Origin of the sequence: Ignatzschineria sp. F8392 (genome assembly GCF_002252045.1) — a bacterium.
Classification (GTDB): domain Bacteria; phylum Pseudomonadota; class Gammaproteobacteria; order Cardiobacteriales; family Wohlfahrtiimonadaceae; genus Ignatzschineria.
On sequence record NZ_NEFF01000001.1, the window covers coordinates 555,770 to 572,520 of the forward strand.

General features: G+C 43.0%; 14 protein-coding genes. 11 read left to right on the top strand and 3 right to left on the bottom strand.

Annotation, left to right across the window (positions count from 1 at the left end; genetic code table 11):
* Nucleotides 1-247: 247 nt before the first annotated feature.
* On the top strand, nt 248-781 hold the full coding sequence (locus tag B9T19_RS02415; protein ID WP_143436845.1) for a VanZ family protein: 534 nt from the start codon (nt 248-250) through the stop codon (nt 779-781).
* A 49-nt stretch (nt 782-830) separates the two neighbouring features.
* Here the strand turns inward: B9T19_RS02415 and waaC are convergent, their stop codons facing one another.
* Nucleotides 831-1,820 (bottom strand): lipopolysaccharide heptosyltransferase I, encoded by a 990-nt coding sequence (gene waaC / locus B9T19_RS02420; protein ID WP_094566991.1) that lies wholly within the window; start codon nt 1,818-1,820, stop codon nt 831-833.
* Between the two features lie 423 nt (nt 1,821-2,243).
* On the opposite strand from waaC, the gene argC reads away from it, so the two are divergent.
* The 4 genes from argC to B9T19_RS02440 all read left to right on the top strand — a co-directional run bounded on the left by argC (nt 2,244) and on the right by B9T19_RS02440 (nt 7,287).
* Nucleotides 2,244-3,290 carry an N-acetyl-gamma-glutamyl-phosphate reductase gene (gene argC / locus B9T19_RS02425; protein ID WP_094566992.1) on the top strand — a complete coding sequence of 349 codons (1,047 nt, stop codon included), beginning with the start codon at nt 2,244-2,246 and terminating at the stop codon, nt 3,288-3,290.
* Nucleotides 3,291-3,673: 383 nt separating this feature from the next.
* Complete coding sequence (argJ, locus tag B9T19_RS02430; RefSeq protein ID WP_304441065.1) at nt 3,674-4,894, top strand: bifunctional glutamate N-acetyltransferase/amino-acid acetyltransferase ArgJ; 1,221 nt, start codon at nt 3,674-3,676, stop codon at nt 4,892-4,894.
* 149 nt (nt 4,895-5,043) lie between these two features.
* Nucleotides 5,044-5,919, top strand: a complete 876-nt coding sequence (argB, locus tag B9T19_RS02435) for an acetylglutamate kinase (RefSeq protein WP_094566993.1) — start codon at nt 5,044-5,046, stop codon at nt 5,917-5,919.
* A 201-nt stretch (nt 5,920-6,120) separates the two neighbouring features.
* A complete protein-coding gene (locus B9T19_RS02440) occupies nt 6,121-7,287 on the top strand; it encodes an aspartate aminotransferase family protein (RefSeq protein ID WP_094566994.1) in 1,167 nt (388 codons plus the stop codon).
* Nucleotides 7,288-8,691: 1,404 nt separating this feature from the next.
* Here the strand turns inward: B9T19_RS02440 and B9T19_RS02445 are convergent.
* Nucleotides 8,692-8,877, bottom strand: coding sequence for a DUF2892 domain-containing protein (locus B9T19_RS02445; protein ID WP_094566995.1), 186 nt, complete (start codon nt 8,875-8,877; stop codon nt 8,692-8,694).
* 446 nt (nt 8,878-9,323) lie between these two features.
* Here B9T19_RS02445 and B9T19_RS02450 point away from each other — a divergent pair, with 446 nt between their 5' ends.
* The 3 genes from B9T19_RS02450 to B9T19_RS02460 all read left to right on the top strand — a co-directional run bounded on the left by B9T19_RS02450 (nt 9,324) and on the right by B9T19_RS02460 (nt 12,665).
* Nucleotides 9,324-10,280 (top strand): nucleoside hydrolase, encoded by a 957-nt coding sequence (locus B9T19_RS02450; RefSeq protein WP_094566996.1) that lies wholly within the window; start codon nt 9,324-9,326, stop codon nt 10,278-10,280.
* Nucleotides 10,267-11,688: an MFS transporter gene (locus B9T19_RS02455; protein ID WP_094566997.1), complete on the top strand. Its 1,422-nt coding sequence runs from the start codon at nt 10,267-10,269 to the stop codon at nt 11,686-11,688. The genes B9T19_RS02450 and B9T19_RS02455 overlap by 14 nt, the downstream gene beginning before the upstream one ends.
* Before the next feature lie 185 nt (nt 11,689-11,873).
* Entirely contained in the window at nt 11,874-12,665 is a 792-nt protein-coding gene (locus B9T19_RS02460; RefSeq protein ID WP_094566998.1) for a hypothetical protein, read from the top strand.
* A 967-nt stretch (nt 12,666-13,632) separates the two neighbouring features.
* Here the strand turns inward: B9T19_RS02460 and B9T19_RS02465 are convergent.
* A complete protein-coding gene (locus B9T19_RS02465) occupies nt 13,633-14,535 on the bottom strand; it encodes a lysine exporter LysO family protein (RefSeq protein ID WP_233146769.1) in 903 nt (300 codons plus the stop codon).
* Nucleotides 14,536-14,832: 297 nt separating this feature from the next.
* On the opposite strand from B9T19_RS02465, the gene B9T19_RS02470 reads away from it, so the two are divergent.
* Genes B9T19_RS02470 through ruvA form a run of 3 tightly spaced genes read left to right on the top strand, consistent with a single transcriptional unit; the run spans nt 14,833 to nt 16,702 of the window.
* Nucleotides 14,833-15,585, top strand: coding sequence for a YebC/PmpR family DNA-binding transcriptional regulator (locus B9T19_RS02470; protein WP_094566999.1), 753 nt, complete (start codon nt 14,833-14,835; stop codon nt 15,583-15,585).
* 29 nt (nt 15,586-15,614) lie between these two features.
* A complete protein-coding gene (gene ruvC / locus B9T19_RS02475; RefSeq protein ID WP_094567000.1) occupies nt 15,615-16,097 on the top strand; it encodes a crossover junction endodeoxyribonuclease RuvC in 483 nt (160 codons plus the stop codon).
* The gene (gene ruvA / locus B9T19_RS02480; RefSeq protein ID WP_094567001.1) at nt 16,094-16,702 is read left to right on the top strand and encodes a Holliday junction branch migration protein RuvA; all 609 of its coding nucleotides are present in this window, start codon (nt 16,094-16,096) and stop codon (nt 16,700-16,702) included. The genes ruvC and ruvA overlap by 4 nt, the downstream gene beginning before the upstream one ends.
* Nucleotides 16,703-16,751: the final 49 nt, after the last annotated feature.

Below are 16,751 nucleotides of genomic sequence, written 5' to 3' on the forward strand. Positions count from 1 at the left end.
ACTTCGTAGTTTCTTTTGTATACCTTGTCATATTCGGTTTATGATAGAGGGAATGAAGAGGCTGAGATCATGATAAGAGCGCTGTTTGCTCGGCAGATCTTTAGGAGAATATCCTGTTACTAGAGAAGACTCTGAGAGAGCACTCTGATAGCACTTCAACAGAATAATAAAATAAGATGGGAAATAATGAGAAGATATCATGAAAGGTAGATTCTATAAGGTTGTAACAATCATTTGGTTTTTGATCATGAATATCATCTTTTTCTATCCAGGTGAGAATGTCCCATTTTTAACGCTGGGAGATGAGTGGCTCGATAAGTGGCTCCATTTTGGTGCTTTTGCAACGCTAACAGGTTTGGTATTGCGTGGAATTCATATTGAAAATCGTCGACGTGAGAGAGTCACACAGGAGTATTATTGCCATTTCTGCTTTTTCTACTCCGCGCGATGTATGTTGCTTTTGATTGCCTACTTTGCACTATTGAGTGAATTGATACAGGGATACTTTATTCCAGGAAAGACTCGAGAGTTTAGTGACCTCTTTGTTGATCTTGCCGGCATTTTAACAGCATGGGGAATCTCCTCTCTTTTGACCTATTGGGAGCGTTCAATTGAGAGTCTTGCTAGAGAGAGAGAAGAGAATAGAGAGGATAATATTCAAAGAGAGAGAATCAGAGATATTCATATTGAGAGTGATATGAATGTAGATTTTCGTGCTGATCTTCGTTCTGATCTCCAAGGGGATTCCACATCAGAGATTGCCTCTAAAGAGCTCCGTTAGAGCGCAAGAGTAAATCTTATAACTACCTCAATTTATTACTCTGTAATTATTATTCCGGCAATATCTTAAATGACTCAATAGCACGGATAACTTCTAAAACCTCAGGGTTTTTTCCCTTTCCCCCTAAATTGATGGCATGGGGATTATTTGCGGTGGGGATAACGCCGGCATAGTGAGCGTCACTTCCTAAAAAGAGTCCAATCAGTGGGCGATCTTGCGTATTGGCAAGATGTGCAAAACCGGTATCTACGGCGATAATGAGCGTTGCCTGTGAGAGAATCAATCCCGCCTCAGCAATAGAGACTTTAGGCATTAAGATGGCCCCCGGAATCTCCTCTGCTAATCGTTCTGCGCGTACTTTTTCACGCTCATTTCCCCAAAAGAGAATAGAGGCGATCCCCTGTTCATCGAGCCAATTCCCAATAGAGATCCAGCGCTCTTCTGGCCACTCTTTATTTTCGGCGCTCGTGCCATGAATGAGTGCGGCAAAAGGACGATCAGGCGTTAATGGTGATCGCGTCTGCCAATGTTGGATTCCAAAATCAACTGGTGTATCGATTGTGTAATGGAAGATCCCCGCAAAGAGTTGACGATTCCGTTCAATCGCTGTTAATCCCTTCTCAACGGTAATCCCATGTTGATAAAAACGGGCAGCAAAAGGATCGCGGATCGATTCTTTTGCGTAGCTGTAAGTGGGGATACTCCCTTTTTGAGCGGCGATTTTGGTGATAATAGCGCTCTTAATCAGACCTTGGCAATCGACGATTAGATCCCACTGATACTGGCGTAAAGCGCTTTTGAATGCGGTGAACTCTTGCCATGTTTCTCGTTTTAAAGGATGCTTTTTCCAACGGCGACTGCCAAAAACAATCACCTCTTTTGTCATAGGATGCATTTTGGCAATATCGACAAAGGACTCCTCTACCACCCAAGTGATCTCATATTGATGGGGGCATGCTCTTGAAAGATCGGTTAATGCCGGAAAAGTATGGATAAGATCTCCCATGGAGGAGGTTTTCACTAAGAGTAGCTTCTTCATACGATTGCTTTTTAATTCCTTTGTGCAATTGAGCGATAACGGGATCGATAATTGACCTAAAGAGAGTAATTCCCCCAAGCGCGATCCCTAATTCAACAGTGGGAGTGATTTTACCATGAAGTGGCGCATTATTTGGGAGATTATATCAAGTTATCGTCAAAAGAGATGATGGCTAAAATTAAAAGAGATCGCCTCTTTTCAAAGAGAATAACACCTGCTACATTGAAGGATAAGAAGAATAATGCTCAGGCTCAGTGAAGCTGTCTAATGGCGCTACGAAAAGGGTCTATGAAAAAGGGGCTATGAAAAATGAGCACCTATGAAAATAATTATAGAGCTATCATCGTATAAATTATAGGCATCAAGTTATATGCCTTAAGTTAAAGCAGATCGAAGGATCAACAACATCAATTAGGAGAGGAAATGATCAGGGTTGGAATTATCGGGGTGACGGGTTATGCCGGCCAGCAGCTATTGTGGTTATTAGAGCAGCATCCCGAGGTAGAGATAAGGCTTCTCTCTTCAAAATCTTACGCTGATATGAATATTGCTGAAGTCTATCCTAACTATGAAGGGCGCTTAGATCATACGCTTCTGAAAGATCGTGATTTTATGGCGCGACTAGATGAGATCGATCTTCTCTTTATGGCTTTGCCTCATGGTTTATCGCAAGGATTAACAAAAGAGGCCTATGCCGCTGGTGTTAAGGTGATCGATCTTGGTGCAGATTTCCGCTTTGAAGATATCAAGCAGTATGAGTCTTGGTATAAGGTGACGCATCAGGCAACAGATATTAGCCATCTTGCCGTTTATGGAATGCCGGAGTTACACCGAAAAAGAATTGTTGATGCGCCGATTGTCGCTTCTCCTGGCTGTTTTCCAACATCAGCTATTTTAGGTGCTGCCCCCCTTATTGCCAATCAGTGGGTGAAGCCTGATCTTATTGTCGATTCTAAAACAGGAACAACAGGTGCCGGCAGAGATGCCAAAACAACCTCTCTTTTTTGTGAAGTGAATGAGAACTTCAAGCCTTATGGGCTTCTTAACCATCGCCATACACCAGAGATGGAGAAAGAGTTAGCAAAGTTGCAGGATGATCCTCAGGGCGTTGCCGTTCTCTTTACTCCCCATCTTTTACCACTTAATCGAGGGATTCTTTCAACGATCTATCTCGATTTTGCTGATGATAAAAGCTTTAGCGAAGCGGATGCTTACAAACTCTATGAAGCGTTCTATCGCGATGAACCTTTTATCCGTGTGCGCAAAGGGTTGCCAGAATTGAGCCATGTACGCGGTACCAACTTTTGTGATATTGCTCTGCGAGTAGATGAAAAGCGACGCAAAGTGATCGTGATCTCTGCCATTGATAACCTTATCAAAGGGGCTGCAGGGCAGGCGGTTCAGAGTATGAATATTATGTTTAAACGCCCAGAAGATGAGGGGTTAAAGATACTCTCTATGTATATTTAACGCCACTTTAGAGAGAGAAAGTCAGTGGATGTTAGTGTGAAAGCATCATTCAATATTTGAAGCTATATTTGAAGCTATATTTAAAACACTCTATTTAAAATACTGTATTTAAAACGATATTTGTTATAGTTGTTGCTATTTTATATCGAACTTAAGATCGATAGTCAGATCAATCTAATCTATTGAGCTGTTTGTAACTTAATGTTTTAGGATAGGGTTCTAATATTTATGGAATGAGTATTGAATAAATATTGAATAAATATTGAATAAATATTGAGTGAACATTCGATGCTTATAGATTGAATAATTATCTTTTAGACCTTGTTTTAGATTGGGTCGAAGTTTTAGGGAAGTAAGATTCTCAATATTAGGAGTGAAGAATCATGATTACAATTTTGAAAGACGGGACGATTACCTCAACCCCGGGATTTCAAGCCGCCGGTATTACGGCAGGAATTAAGGAGAGTGGGAAGAAAGATCTCGCTTTTATCTGGAGTGAAACGCCGGCAGTTGCAGCCGCAACATTGACCCAAAATAAGTTTCGTGCAGCGCCGGTCGATCTTTGTGCCGGCTTTTTAGCAAATGAGACGCATCGCGGTCTGATTATCAATAGTGGAAATGCCAATGCTTGTACCGGTGAAGAGGGTGCGGCAAATGCATTGGAGATGTGTGAAATAGTCGCTAAAGAGATGGATGTCGATACCGAGTCGATCTTTGTAGCTTCTACCGGTGTGATCGGTCAACAGTTGCCGATGGAGATTATTCGTAAAGGATTAGTCGAAGTTCCTAAGGCACTTAGTCGTGAAGGAGGGAATGAAGCCGCAGAAGCGATCATGACAACCGATCTTGTCTCTAAAGAGGTGGCAGTCTACTTTGAGTTAGAAGGTGAGATCGTCACTATCTCCGGTATGGCGAAAGGTTCGGGCATGATTCATCCCAATATGGCGACGATGATTGCCGTCTTAACAACAGATGCTAATATCTCAAAAGAGATGTTACAAAAGGCTTTCTCCGCGAGTGTGAATACCTCTTACAATATGGTCTCTGTTGATGGCGATACTAGTACGAATGACTCTGCATTTATCTTTGCCAATGGCCTTGCTAATCACACCAAAATTGAAGCGAGCGGAGATGCCTACCTCAAATTTAAGCGGGGATTAGATACCGTTAATCAGTTATTAGCGAAAAAGATTGCACGAGATGGGGAAGGGGCGACTAAACTTCTAGAAGTTCGTGTTGAGCATGCTCGCTCTTTGGCTGATGCACAGAGCGTTGCCAAATCAGTTGTGACCTCAAGTCTTGTGAAGACAGCGATCTTTGGTGAAGATGGCAACTGGGGAAGAATTATCTGTGCGGTAGGAAATGCAACGGCAGAATATGATATCTCAAAGGTGCAGATCTTTATGGAAGCTGCTGGCAAATCGGTGCAGATTGTTGCAGATGGTTTTGGTGCAAAATTTGATGAGTCTGAGCTTGATACCCTCTTAAAAGAGGAGACGATCACTATCTTTGTTGATCTGATGAATGGGGGGAGTACGGCAACTGCTTGGGGATGCGATCTCTCCTACGATTACATCAAGATCAATGCCGATTACCGCACTTAACTCTGTTGTAGGATGAGTGGAGTACGAGCCTGTTTATAGATTGATCACTTTTTTATTTGTAAACATGCTCGTAGTCATTAGGACCTAGGCTCGTAAGAAAGCAAGAAGAAAACAAGAAGAAAACAAGAAGAAAGTAATAAGGATAGAGGATGATTACCAATCACGATAAGGCCCATATCTTGGTGGAGGCATTACCATTTATTCGTAAATATGCGGATAAAACGGTAGTGATCAAGTATGGGGGTGCCGCCATGGTGGATGAAAAGGTGCGCGATGAGTTTATGAAGGATATCGTTCTGATGAAGTATGTCGGATTACGTCCCATCATTATTCATGGTGGTGGCCCTGAGATTAATGCTATGTTAAAACGGGTCAATAAGGAGAGCCGATTTGTAGAGGGCAATCGCGTTAGTGATGCTGAAACGGTTGAGATAGCGGAGATGGTGCTATCGGCGAAGATCAATAAGGGCATTGTGGCAGATCTTAATCGCTTAGGTGCAAAAGCTGTAGGCTTAAGTGGTAAAGATGGCGGGATGTTAACGGCGCGTAAGAAATATATTGAAAAAGAGGGTGAAAAGATCGATATCGGCTATGTTGGTGAGATCGAATCTGTTGATCGTGCCTTAATCGATATTCTGGTAGAGCAAGGTTATATTCCTGTGATCTCATCGATCGGGATTGGCCCTGCCGGCGAGACCTTCAATATCAATGCCGATTATGTTGCCGGAGAAGTTGCCGCCGCTGTCGAAGCGTATCGCTTAATCTTCTTAACCGATGTCAATGGTGTCTATCGTGACTTTGAAGATAAGAGTTCTCTTATTGCCGATATGTCGGTCACAACGGCAAAATCTTATATTGATCAGGGGATTATCAGCGGTGGAATGATTCCGAAGGTCAATACCTGTCTTGAGGCGATTGAGCGTGGTGTTCATCATGTCATTATCTTAAATGGGCAGATTCGTCATTCGATCTTATTAGAACTCTTTACAGAAGAGGGGTGCGGAACGATGATCTATAAAGATTAACGCTCCTTAGGTCATATGACGAGTCATAAGCAGAGTCATAAATAGAGTTTAAAATCAATAATCGTCAATAATAGTGAACAATAGAATATATCGATAGGATATATGTCGATAGGATCTCTCTCAATCTATGAGCGATAGTAAGAGATGATGAGAGGTCGATCAACTGTAAAATATAATAGCGTAAAACCAAAAGGATAAGAGATGCTACTCAATGTATATAATCGGTTTCCGGTCAATTTTGTAAAGGGTGAAGGGTTAACATTGATTGATGATAAGGGGGATCGATATCTCGATTTTGTCTCCGGTATTGCGGTCAATGCATTAGGTCATGCACACCCTAAAATGGTTGAAACAATTCAAAAGCAGGCGGAGACGCTACTTCATGTCTCTAACCTCTACTACAATGAGGCGCAAAATCGCGCGGCAGAAAAGTTACTTGCCGCAACCGGTTATGATCGTGTCTTCTTCTGCAATAGTGGTGCAGAAGCAAATGAGCTAGCGCTTAAAATTGCGCGGAAGTATGGAAAACAAATCTCTCCTTCTAAAAATGTGATTCTCTATATGAAGAACTCCTTTCATGGGCGTACGACAGGGACTTTAGCCGTAACTGGGCAAGAGAAGTATCAAGCAGATTATCGCCCTTTGATTCCCAATACGGTAGAGATTGAGTTTAATGATCTTGACATGTTAAAAGCACATTTTAATAGTGATGTCTGCGCCATTATTTTGGAGCCGATCCAAGGGGAAGGGGGATTAACCTCAGCAACGGAATCTTTTATTGCAGAGATTGCGCATTTAGCAGAGGAGCATCAAGCGTTAGTGATCTTCGATGAGATTCAATGTGGAATGTCTCGTACCGGGACAGTTCTCTATTCTGATCAGCTCCCCTTAAAGGCAGATGTTGTGACATTAGCAAAAGCATTAGGGGGCGGAGTGCCGATCGGTGCTTGTATTACAAAGGGGATAGCAAATGAGATCTTAGTACCGGGCGATCATGGTTCGACTTATGGTGGTAATCCTTTTGTCTGTAGTGTTGCCGCAACAGTATTAGATGAGATCACTTCAGAAGAGATGCTCTCTCATGTGAAAAAGATGGGAGAATATGCCCATAGTGCTTTAGAAGCATTACAGAAGAAGCATCCAGAGATTGTTGAGATTCGTGGAAAAGGATTACTTTTAGGGTTTAAGCTCGATGATTCTCTACAAGCGGGAGATCTAGTTAAAGAGGCTTTAGCACGCAAGTTGCTGTTAGTCTCCGCAGGGGGGAATGTTGTTCGTTATTTCCCAGCGCTCATTGTGACAGAGAAGGAGATCGATGCAACGATCCCTATTTTAGATGCAGCCTTAAGCGCACTTAAAGAGGCGTAATGCTCCAGAGATTATTGAAAGCATAAAGTATTTTAAAATCGCACATTAGGTGCGATTTTTTATTATCGGTACGCCGGATCTCACTATCGCGTTCTTTCAAAAATCACGCGCCGGCAGTCGGTGATCTTTTATCGCCGGAAAAATAATTGATTTATTGAAATAAATAGGGCTGATGAGGTGCCGGATCTCACTATCGCGTTTTTCCAGAAATCTTGCGCCGGCAAGCGGCAATCTCTCGATTACCGATAATCATCTCAATCATGGTTTGCTGTAGATCTGATTTCTCTTGGCATCAGAGATGCCTAACTGCGGGCATGCAGTAGTGATAAGAGCAAAATGGTCGTTTCCCGCGGCTCCATGAACTTTCTTAAGAATGATTCATTAAGATAACAAAAGCTGAACGCTGCCGGATCTTACTACCGCATTTTTTTAAAAATCACGCGCCGGCAATAGGCGTCAGAGATGCCTAACTGCGGGCATGCAGTAGTGATAAGAGCGAAATGGTCGGTTCCCGCGGCTCCAGAAATCGTCTTAGAGGGTATGCATGAAAACAGAAGCTGTTGAATTGCCGGAGATCACTACTGCATACTTCCATCAATTGCATGCCGGGCAATAAGCGATCTACAAGTAATAATTAACATTCATTTAATTGATGCAAAATAGGCTGATGAGGTGCCGGATTTCACTATCGCGTTTTTCCAGAAATTTTGCGCCGGCAAGCGGCAATCTCTCGATTACCGATAATCATCTTAATCATGGTTTGCTGTAGATCTAATTTCTCTTGGCATCATTGATGCCATTCTGCGGGCATGCAGGGGTAAAAAGAACGAAATAGTCGGTTCCCGCGGCTCCACGAACTTTCTTAAGAATGATTCATTAAGACAACAAAAGCTGAACACTGCCGGATATTACTACCGCATTTTTTTAAAAATCACGCGCCGGCAGTCGGTGATCTTTTATCGCCGGAAAAATAATTGATTTATTGAAATAAAAGAGGTTGATGAGGTGCCGGATCTCACTATCGCGTTTTTCCAGAAATCTTGCGCCGGCAAAGCGGCAATCTCTCGATTACCGATAATCATCTCAATCATGGTTTGCTGTAGATCTGATTTCTCTTAGCATCATTGATGCCTAACTGCGGGCATGCAGGGGTAAAAAGAGCGAAATGGTCGTTTCCCGCGGCTCCATGAACTTTCTTATTAGTTGAAATAATAAAATAGAAATAAAAAAAGAGCCTTATGAGAGGGATCGGTTAGAGCGTTGCAAAGTAGTATAGGGATTGGCAATGCATAGCTTAAGGGAACGTAGATCTAACTCTCAAAGGCTTTTAAAGAGGTGTGATACTTTATATAAAAATAGTCGCTCTGATGGGGGGTTAGAGCGACTATTCCTTTTTTACAGCTGTTACTTCTTACAAGTATTGATACCTAGAACAGGGTAGAGTGGGCAGTAGCGGATAATTCCTGTTAAAAGTGGAACTAAACCGATCAAGCCCCAAAGTGATTTAGGACCAATAAAGACTAAACTTAAGATGATGATGCCAACGATGATACGAATAGTTGCATCGAGTGTTCCAATATTCTTTTTCATATGAAGCTCCTCTATTTATCAGATTTTTCTGATGAGTTATTTGGATTCTTATTTGGGTTTATAGACTAATAGTTTATAGGCTAATGGGTAAATAATATATGAATTTATATATTATATGGTATTCCTCTGAAGTACAACTTTTAATACCACTTCTCTTCTAACTTATCTTTAGCGTATCTCGACGATGAGTAGCATTTGCAGCAACATTGAGTGCTAAAATCTAGGAAGTGGAGGGAGAAAGTGTTGTGTTATTCTTTGCGAAAGGTCAAAATGTAGTCAATATCTTTAGGTAAAGAGAGCGCTAACCACTGTATAATGCACTCTTTTCACAGTCGGGCTGGCAATTGAATGAGAAGCTTTAATGACAATGTCATCACAGCACTCTAAAATTGTAGTGTAGTCAGTAGTGTAGTCACTTTTGAATAGGACAATATGAGGTAATGAATATGGTCAAGAAAATCATTTTAGATTGTGATCCTGGGCATGATGATGCCATTGCACTTCTTTTAGCGCATGGGAATCCCAATATCGAACTCTTAGCGGTCACGACCGTTGTGGGAAATCAGACATTAGAGAAGGTGACCCGTAATGCTTTAGGGTTGGCAAAAGTTGCCAATATTGTCGGCGTTCCATTTGCCGCAGGTTGTTCAAGACCATTAGTGCGTGACGTGGAGATTGCCCCCGATGTTCATGGGGAATCGGGTTTAGATGGCCCAACATTGCCAGAACCTGATCTTGAACTCGATTCGCGTCATGCGGTCGACCTCATTATTGAGACTATTCTCAGCCATCCACCAAAGACAGTAACATTAGTTCCAACTGGTGGCTTGACCAATATTGCGATGGCAGTTCGTAAAGAGCCCAAGATCGCCTCGCTTGTGAAAGAGGTTGTTTTAATGGGCGGTGGCTATCATGTTGGGAACTGGAGTGCCGTTGCTGAATTTAATATTAAAATTGATCCAGAAGCAGCCCATATTGTCTTTAATGAAAAATGGCCTTTAACAATGGTAGGCCTCGATTTAACGCATCAAGCTTTAGCAACTCCCGATGTGATTGAGAAAATTGCACAGATTGGCACAAAGCCGGCAAAATTTGTGGTGGAACTATTGGAACACTTTGGTGTGCTTTATGAAAAAGCGCAAGGATTTATCTATCCACCGGTTCATGATCCCTGTGCGGTTGCCTATGTGATCGATCCCGCAGTGATGACAACTCAGAAAGTACCCGTGGATATTGAATTGACAGGAACATTAACCTTAGGCATGACCGTCGCTGATTTCCGTATGCCACCGAGTGAAGATTGCCATACGCAGGTTGCAGTGAAATTAAATCACGCTTACTTTTGGGATCTCATAGTCGAAGCATTAGAGCATATCGGCGAGGTGGATTATGACGCAGAATGATATTACAAAATCTGCCGAGGTGACGGAACCACGGAGTGTGGTTCCTCTTATGGTTGCGCTCTTGATGGCCTGTATGGCTTTTCAGCTCAATGCAACCATGCTCAACCCGGTATTAGTGACGATTGCTGGCGCGCTTGATACATCAGAGGCAACGATAGGCCTTTCACAAACAGCCTTCTTTATGTCAGCGGCGCTCTTTTCTATCTTTATTCCTCGCTTAAGTGATATTGTCGGGCGTCGTAAGATCCTCTTTCTTCTGATCTTTGTGACAACGATTGGGGGTGTGCTTTCAGCCATTACGCCTAATATCGAGCTCTACTTTGTATCACGCATTATTCAAGGCTTTTCAGGACCTGTTGTTCCGCTCTGTCTGTTGATGCTCCATGCTGAAGTGAATGATCCAAAACGTTACGGGATGTTGATGGGGATTATTACTGCTGTCAATGGTGGAATCGCCGGGATTGATGCTTTCTTAGGTGGATTTATTGCCACTCACTTTGGTTTCCGCCCGGTATTCTGGTTTATCGCTGCTGTTGGTCTTATTACACTTCCCTTTATTCTCAAAGGTGTGAGAGAGACAAAACCTTCCGCAGGGCAGAAGATGGATTGGTTTGGCGTTCTCTTTTTGGTCATTACCTTGGCTGGATTCTTAGTGGCCTTTAATGAAGCAGGGAAGATCACACATGCCAACTGGTGGATTGTCGCAATTTCTATTGTTATCGCTATTCTCTCTTTTCTCTTCTTTATTCAGATTGAGAAGCGAATCAATGAGCCACTCGTTACGGTGGAGCATCTTAAAGAGCGTTCGACGTGGGCTCTGCTTTTAACCACGGTTCTGACGATGACCGGTATCTTTGCCGTTGTGAATGGTTTAGTGGTCTCTTTTGCGCAAAATGGAGAGATCGGTTTTGACTTTACTGCGAATAAGACAGCGATCTATCTTCTTGCACCTTACGCCTTAATCGGTTGGTTAGTTGGACCTTTCATGGGGAAACTAGCACCTATTTGGGGTTATAATCGCATTCTTCGTTTCGGTTTGATCGGGAGTATCATAGGAATTTTGATCTTGATGCTCTTTGGCTTAGGCTCTCTGACCATTCTGATTTTAGGAACGCTACTGATCGGGGTGATGTATGCCGGAACAGCGAACATTATGCTCAATGGTTTAGGCGTTGTTCTTTCACCGCAAGATAATCCGGGCTTTTTGCCGGGGATGAATGCGGCAGCCTTCCATATCGGCGCCGGCTTAAGTTTTGCACTTTTACCTGCGATGTTGGTATTGAGTAGTGATCTTCTACAGGGATATGGTAATGGGATGTTATTAGGTCTTATCATTACGGTTGTGGCCCTTTTAGTCTCCTTCTTAATTCCGAAGCCCCTTAGTGCAGAGGTTGCCGGCGCAGAGTAAGGTTTAAGAGAAGATTAGAATCAGGATCACAAAATAAGTTAATGCATTTTTGATCATGGCATAATAGAGCAGTATCGGTATCGTGAGATGTTGATACTGCTTTTTTTTGATTGTTAGGTCAGAGATCGGGCTTTGACTTGTGGAGTTAAAAGTGCGGTTAAGGGGGAAGTAAATGGAGAGAAAAGATGGTTAGTTTAGGCACTACTCAAAGATGGATCGAGCAGATGTCAGCCCCTCTTTATGAGGGGACACTGGCGACGATTGAGATCGTATTAGGATCTACCTTTATTGCTGCGATTGCCGGCGCGTTCTTATCGCTCCTTCTCTTTGGTGCCTCGCGACATCGAAAGCTTGCAGCGTTCTTTCTACCGCTTCGTCTGATTGTTTCACTCGTTGGGAGTTATCCTCTTATTCTCTTTGCACTTCTCCTACTTCCTTGGTCATCATCGCTCTATGGAAGTACAAAAGGGGCAAGTAATGGACAATTAATTTTAACGATTTGGGGCATCTTTTTCTTTGCCTATCAGATTCTTAGTCGAATCTCCGCTATTGAAGAGGAGGAGGCGTTACCAATAGTTGTTTTAAGGAGTATTGAAGCGCTACTGATTGCACTTCTTGCCGGTAGTGCAACGTTAGGATTATTAAAGATGGGGGGATTGATCGCTTTTGTTCTCGATCTATCGATGCCTATTGTGCCGGAAGCGGTGATGGTTGTTGCGGTGATCTATCTGTTCTTCTTAATCATGATTAAAGTATTCTTTGGATCAATGTTCGTTATTTTACGGCAGCAGTTAATCAAGAAAAAGGAGGAGGCAATCAAGAAGAGCGAAGAGAATTCTTTTAAATCTAAAGAGTTCTCAGCGCCGGATAAAGAGGAGATTGATCATCTATTTAAGGAGCAGGATTCATCGAAGGATCAACGCCGAGAGAATCTCCCGAATGATCTTGATTATTTGATTCGTAATCGCCGTTCTTAAGGTCATTGGTTGATACAAAAAGGGTTGTAGAGGTGCCGGATCTTACTATCGCGTTCTTGCAGAAATCACGCGCCGGCAAAAGGCATCATTGAAGCCGATCTGCGGGCATGCAGGAGTGATAAGAGCGAAATAGTTGGTTCCCGCGGCTCACGAACTTTCTTAAGAATGATTCATTAAGACAATAAAAGCTGAACGCTGCCGGATCTCACCATCGCATTCTTTCAAAAAACACGTGCCGGCAGTTGATGATCTCCTATCACCAACAAATATCATCATTTTAACGCTATTTTTCCTGACATTAGAGATGCTGACCAAGCGGGCATGCAGGAGTGATAAGAGCGAAATAGTTGGCTCCCGCAGTTCCACGAATTCTCTTAAGAATCATAAAAATGATTAGTTGAAACAATAGAGGCTGTTGCGTTGCCGGGTCTTACTATCTCATTCTTCCCCAAATTGCGTGCCGGCAAAGGGCATCAGAGATGCCGACCTGCGGGCATGCAGTGGTTAAAAGAATGAAATAGTTGGTTCCCGCGGCTCCACGAACTTTCTTAAGAATGATTTATTAAGACAACAAAGGCTGAACGCTGCCGGATTTTACCATCGCATTCTTTCAAAAAACACGTGCCGGCAGTTGATGATCTCCTATCACCAACAAATATCATCATTTTAACGCTATTTTTCCTGACATTAGAGATGCTGACCAAGCGGGCATGCAGGAGTGATAAGAGCGAAATAGTTGGCTCCCGCAGTTCCACGAATTCTCTTAAGAATCATAAAAATGATTAGTTGAAACAATAGAGGCTGTTGCGTTGCCGGGTCTTACTATCTCATTCTTCCCCAAATTGCGTGCCGGCAAAGGGCATCAGAGATGCCGATCTGCGGGCATGCGGTGGTTAAAAGAATGAAATAGTTGGTTCCCGCGACTCCAGACATTGTCTTAGAGTCTGTTAAAACCTTTTACAAGCGATTAGAGATTTGCAAAAAAGACTAAAAAGATCGGCGCTAGGATATTGGTGATAAAGCCGAAACTAATCGCGATAGGGACAACTTGAGCGCCTCCCGTTCTTTGAATGACCGGCAAGACAAAATCGAGTGAGGTTGCGCCGCCTGAACCGACGGCGGTTAATGGATAGCGTGCCATCAGAAGCGGAATGACCATAAAAGCAAAAAACTCGCGGAAAAGATCATTAAAGAAGGCGATTGAACCTAAGATCGGACCATGAGCATCTTGAAGAATAATGGTAGAGAGCGAGTACCAACCAAATCCCGAACTGATCGCTAATCCATGTGTTATCGGCATCTGTAAAATCAGTGCAGCGATGATCCCTCCGGCAAAGGAGGAGAGAATAAAGAAGAAGCTAAGAATCAGCCCATAGCGATTTAAGAGAACCGCTTTTAGATGCACGCCACTTGCTCGAAGCTGTAAACCGACACAAGCTAAGAGTATCATTAAGGCGATCTCTGCAAGATGTTCCGGGAGATAGATATATTGATTTGCAAGCAATCCTACAATTAAACCTAAAATAATGGAACCAATCAGCTTTGAGGAGCCTAATAGCGCCCTCCATGTGGATTCCTTCTTTACAGAACCCGGCTTGAGCGGGAAGGGGAGCTGCTTATCAAGGAAGATCAATGCTACCATATTGAGCCCTAAAATAAGCACAATGAAGAGCAACGTCTTTCCAAAGATCGATTGTAGTTGTTGCCAAAGATCGGGAATGGCCGCTAAATTTAGTCCCATAATAAAGAGAATGATATAGATTAAGGCGATCAGGATATGATCGACAAGCTTAATCAGAGCGCGCTTTTTCAGGGGGATGGCAAAGCCAATTAGCAGCGGAAGGAGTACCCAAGTAAGTGTTTGGAGCATAATTCTATAGACGCTATTGGTAACAGATAAGGGGGAATAGGAGAGAACCTCGCCCATCTTCGGCAATTTTGCCAGACAATTGCTAGCTAACTGTTGCGCGTATAGCTTAACAGATAATGGACTCGGAAGAGAGCGTTTTTCTTTACCGATCGGCGTATTCTTTCGCTTCTCACTCCGCTATCGGCGAATACATCTTTAATCGTTCATTCGTTTACCATCTTTTATGGTAAAATAGCTTCTTTATTAATTCGTTATTACTCTTTTCTTTTATCAATCTTGTCACAATAAGGTAGATATATGGCAGGTCACAGTAAATGGGCAAATATACAGCATCGTAAAGGTGCTCAAGATAAAAAACGCGGTAAAATTTTTACCAAATTGATCCGTGAGATCACAATTGCAGTCAGAACATCAGGAAATGGCGATCCAGAGACTAATCCACGTCTCCGCCTTGCGATTGATCGCGCTTATGCTGCAAATATGCCAAAGGATACGATTGAGCGGGCCGTGAATCGTGGTCTTGGTATTACCGATGGTCCTCCTGATGAAGAGATCCGTTATGAGGGTTATGGTGCCGGCGGCGTTGCCGTGATGGTCGATTGCCTCTCTAATAATCGTAATCGTACCGCTGGGGAAGTGCGTCATGCTTTCACGAAATATGGCGGCAATTTAGGAACGGATGGTTCTGTTGCTTTCCAATTTAGAGAGTTGGGTGTTCTCTCCTATCCTGAAAATTCAGATGAAGATGCGATTATGGAAGCGGCGATTAATGCCGGTGCAGAAGATGTGATTGTTGATGAAGATGGTTCTATTGAGGTCTTAACCACACCGCAAAGCTATGTCGATGTACATAATGCGATGGTTGAAGCAGGTCTAGAGCCGGAAGATTCAGAAGTCACACAATATGCGGATAATAACGTCTCGATCGATCTTGAAGCTGCGAAAAAAGTGATGGCGATGGTGGAAGCGTTAGAAAATCTCGATGATGTTCAGAAGGTCTACTCTAATGCGGATATCTCTGATGAGATTTTAGAGCAACTCTTCCAATGATTGCTCACTCATAATTCTTACAGGATTATATGATTATATTAGGAATCGATCCAGGTTCTAGAATTACCGGTTATGGGGTGATTGATGCTAGCGGTAGAAGGCCACAATATGTGGATTCTGGCTGTATTCGAATGAAGACAGATGAACCGATGGCCAATCGCCTCTTAACGATTTTTCAAGGTGTCGATCAATTGATTGCGCTCTATCGTCCTGAAGTCCTCTCGATTGAAGAGGTCTTTTTACACAAAAATCCACAATCGGCCCTTAAATTAGGGCAGGCTCGTGGGGTTGTGATGTGTGCGGCGGCGATGGCGGAATTAACGGTTGCGGAATATGCCGCGACTCGTATTAAGCAGACTGTCGTTGGGCGTGGACATGCAGCGAAAGAGCAGGTACAACATATGGTGCAGAGTCTCTTGAAATTAAATCGTAAGCCACAAGTCGATGCGGCCGATGCATTAGCAGCAGCATTAACGCATGCATTTCATTCAAAATTAGGGGGATTAGTATGATTGGTCGTTTAACCGGTATTTTGGCAGAGAAGCGTCTGCCCAATCAGGCTTTGATCGATGTAGGTGGTGTGGGTTATGAAGTGGAGCTACCGATGAGTAGCTTTGCACAATTACCGAGCGAAGGGGAGAAGGTACAATTAACGATTCATCATGTGGTGCGAGAAGATGCCTCGCTTCTCTATGGCTTTAGCTCATCTAAAGAGCGAGAAGCCTTTCGTCTATTGATTCGTGTCTCGGGTATTGGTCCTAAGAGTGCGATTCTTATTCTCTCTGGACTCTCTGCAGAGGAACTCTATCGTGTGATTCAGACGGAGGATCTCAATAGTTTAACAAAAGTTCCCGGTGTAGGTAAAAAAACGGCAGAGCGCTTGATTGTAGAGCTTCGCGATAAGATTAAAGCCTTGGCACCGCTTGATATTACCGATGATCTTATTGCGGCTAGCAGTGGAACGTTAATTTCTGATGGTGATGCGATTATCACAGATGCCATTGAAGCGTTAGTGAGTCTTGGTTATAGTCAAACTGAAGCGAAAAAACGCGTCAATAAGATTGCAAAACCAGGTTTAACATTAGAGGCGATTATTCCATTAGCTCTCAAATTGTGATCATGACCGCTTAAGGTTGTCATCTCAATCATCAAGAGAAAAGCATGAA